The sequence below is a fragment of the uncultured Gemella sp. genome (genome assembly GCF_963519265.1).
In the GTDB taxonomy this organism is placed as follows: Bacteria; Bacillota; Bacilli; order Staphylococcales; family Gemellaceae; genus Gemella.
This window is the reverse complement of record NZ_CAUQNQ010000148.1, coordinates 1-2660: the sequence shown is the minus strand read 5'-3', so window position 1 is coordinate 2660 and position 2660 is coordinate 1. Positions and strand designations below refer to the sequence as shown.

The following is a 2660-nucleotide window of genomic DNA, read 5'->3' as shown; positions in this document are numbered from 1 at the left end:
TTAGAAACTTATTCACATGCTAAAATTACTTCAAAAGTAATCGTTGCTGAATTATTAGGTTCTGAGTATATTGTTCACACTGATTTAAATGGTGAAAGTATTAAAGCAATTGTCCACTCAAGACAAAATATTAAAATGGGTGATGAATTGACATTTGCTTTAGATATGAACAGAGCACACTTCTTCGATGTAGATACAGAGCTTAGTATCTTAGAATAATTTAAATAAGACGTCAAATTTTTAAAAATAATAAAATAAATAAGGAGGCTCATATTATGAGAAAAATAAATAAACTGTTTGCTGTAGCAGCAACTACTGCACTTGTTTTAACAGGATGTGTGGGTGGTAAAAAAGAAGAAAAACAAGCTGACCCGAACAAAAAAGTAGAAATTACTTATTGGGACTTCCCACAATTCACAAAAGATAAAGAATTTAAGAAAACTGAGGAATTCGATGCGGCGTTAATAAAAGCATTCGAAGCGAAAAATCCAAATATTAAAGTTAATTATCAAAAAATTGAATTTACAGATGGGCCAGCTAAAATTGAAACTGCTATTCAATCGAAAACTGCTCCAGACGTAATCTATGATGCACCAGGACGTGTAATTGCTTGGGCAGCAAAAGATTTATTAGTTCCATTAGATGATGTTGATAAATCAAAATTAAGTGAAGCAGCTGTTAAAGCATCTAGTTATAAAGATAAACTTTACATGTATCCACAAGGTGTAGCACCATTCTTAATGGGTGTTAACAAAGATTTAACTGATAAACTAGGTGTAACAGATCTTCTACCTCTTAACAAACAAGATAGAAGTTGGACTGTTGAAGAATATGAAAAATTCTTAAAAGCAGTTAAACAAAAAGATTCAAGTATCACTCCAGCTTTATTCTACACTAAATCACAAGCGGGTGACCAAGGACCAAGAGCATTTGTAGCAAACTTATACAATTCTTGGATTACAGATGATGCAAATAGCAAATACACTATTAATGATGCAAATGGTGTTAAAGGATTAGAGTGGGTTAAAAAAGCTTACGATGATGGTTTATTAGGACAAGGTGTAGCTTTAGAAGCTAAAGATGCTCTTGAAGCATTCAAATCAGGACGTGCAGCAACTACAATCTTATTCTCTCCTGGTATCGCAGCTTCACACGCATCTGGATTTAACTACAAATTCTTACCATTCCCTAACAATGGAGGAAAAGCTAAATACGATTATCTAGTTGCAGGACCAGCCATCTTTGATAATGGTGATGCAGATAAAGCAGCAGCAGCTAAAAAATTCGTTGACTTTATGGTTAATGATAAAGATTGGGGTAAACGTACTCTATTAGCATCTGGTAACTTTTCAGCTAAAAAAGGTGAAACAGGATTATATGATTCAGAAGAACTTAAATTTGCTGAAGGATTAACTGGACAATACGCTCCATACTATAACACAATTCCAGGATTTGCAAAAATGAGACCGCTATGGTTCAACATGGTTCAAGGTGTATTAAATGGAAAAACTACACCTAAAGAAGGATTAGATAAATTTGTTGAAGATGCAAATAAAACAATAAAAGAAGCATTGTAATTTGACGTATGAAGGGGCTGACCCAAAAGTCCTGAAATTTAACAAAGTTCATATGAGAACTCATAGACGCAGTGGTTTATTGATAGCTAAATTCGCTTTATAAAAGTTTTTTAGTTATCTAATAAACTGTGCGGGGGTGACTCGACAAAATCTTGTTTCTCCGAAATCACGATTTTTGAGTCACTCCCTTTTTTAGATAAAAAATAAACTTTTTAGGAGGTTCTATGAAAACTACTAAGAAAAGAAAAAAAATAGACTTTAGTGCATATCTATTTATTTTGCCAGTTAGTTTATTTTTCATAACATTTGTTTTAGTGCCAATGTTACGTGGACTGCAGTTATCATTATATAGTTTTGCTAAAAAGAATCCAGTATTCGTTGGACTTAAACACTATTCAGACTTAATGTTCAGTGGAAGTGGAGCGACAATCCACGAACCATTTATGAAATCACTTATTAATACAATTATTGTGACGGTAGTTGCAGTACCTATAGTAGTGCTAGTATCTATATTTGTTGCAGTAACGATTTACAATAAGAGTGCAGTAGTAAGATCATTCTTCCGTGGAGTATTCTATATTCCAGCGATTTCTTCTGTAGTTTCTGTTACTGTAGTTTGGGCTTGGATCTATCATCCAGAATATGGAATTTTAAACTATGTATTTAAATCGATGCATTTAATTAACGATAATGTTGACTGGTTAGGAAATCCGAGTACAGCATTATATGCTATTATTACGATTTTGATTACTACTTCATTAGGACAACCGATAATTCTTTATGTTGCTGCTTTAGGTAACGTGCCAAAAGAATTATTAGAAGCTTCAGAGATAGATGGAGCAACAAAATGGCAAGTATTCACAAAAATTACTTGGCCGCTGATTAAACCAACAACATTATATATTGTAGTTGTGACAACAATCAACTCGTTCCAAATTTTTGCTCTAATCCAGTTATTGACTGCAGGGGGACCGAACTACGGAACAAGTACAATTATGTATCTAGTTTATGAAGCAGCAATTAAAAATGGAAATCATGGTGTAGCTAGTGCGATGGGTATTATCCTTGCTGTAATTATCGGAA

3 protein-coding genes are annotated in these 2660 nt (G+C 33.3%); all 3 read left to right on the top strand.

Annotated features, from left to right (window positions below; translation table 11 throughout):
* Nucleotides 1-219 (top strand): TOBE domain-containing protein (locus tag RWN11_RS08210; RefSeq protein ID WP_314161248.1); only part of this gene is annotated, 219 nt, incomplete at its 5' end.
* Nucleotides 220-275: 56 nt separating this feature from the next.
* Nucleotides 276-1577, top strand: a complete 1302-nt coding sequence (locus tag RWN11_RS08205; RefSeq protein WP_314161247.1) for an extracellular solute-binding protein — start codon at nucleotides 276-278, stop codon at nucleotides 1575-1577.
* A gap of 224 nt (nucleotides 1578-1801) precedes the next feature.
* Nucleotides 1802-2660 (top strand): sugar ABC transporter permease (locus RWN11_RS08200; RefSeq protein ID WP_314161246.1); only part of this gene is annotated, 859 nt, incomplete at its 3' end.

Excerpts from the sequence above, each read along its gene's own strand:
- RWN11_RS08205 (WP_314161247.1), top strand. The coding sequence starts at position 276 with ATGAGAAAAATAAATAAACTGTTTGCTGTAGCAGCAACTACTGCACTT.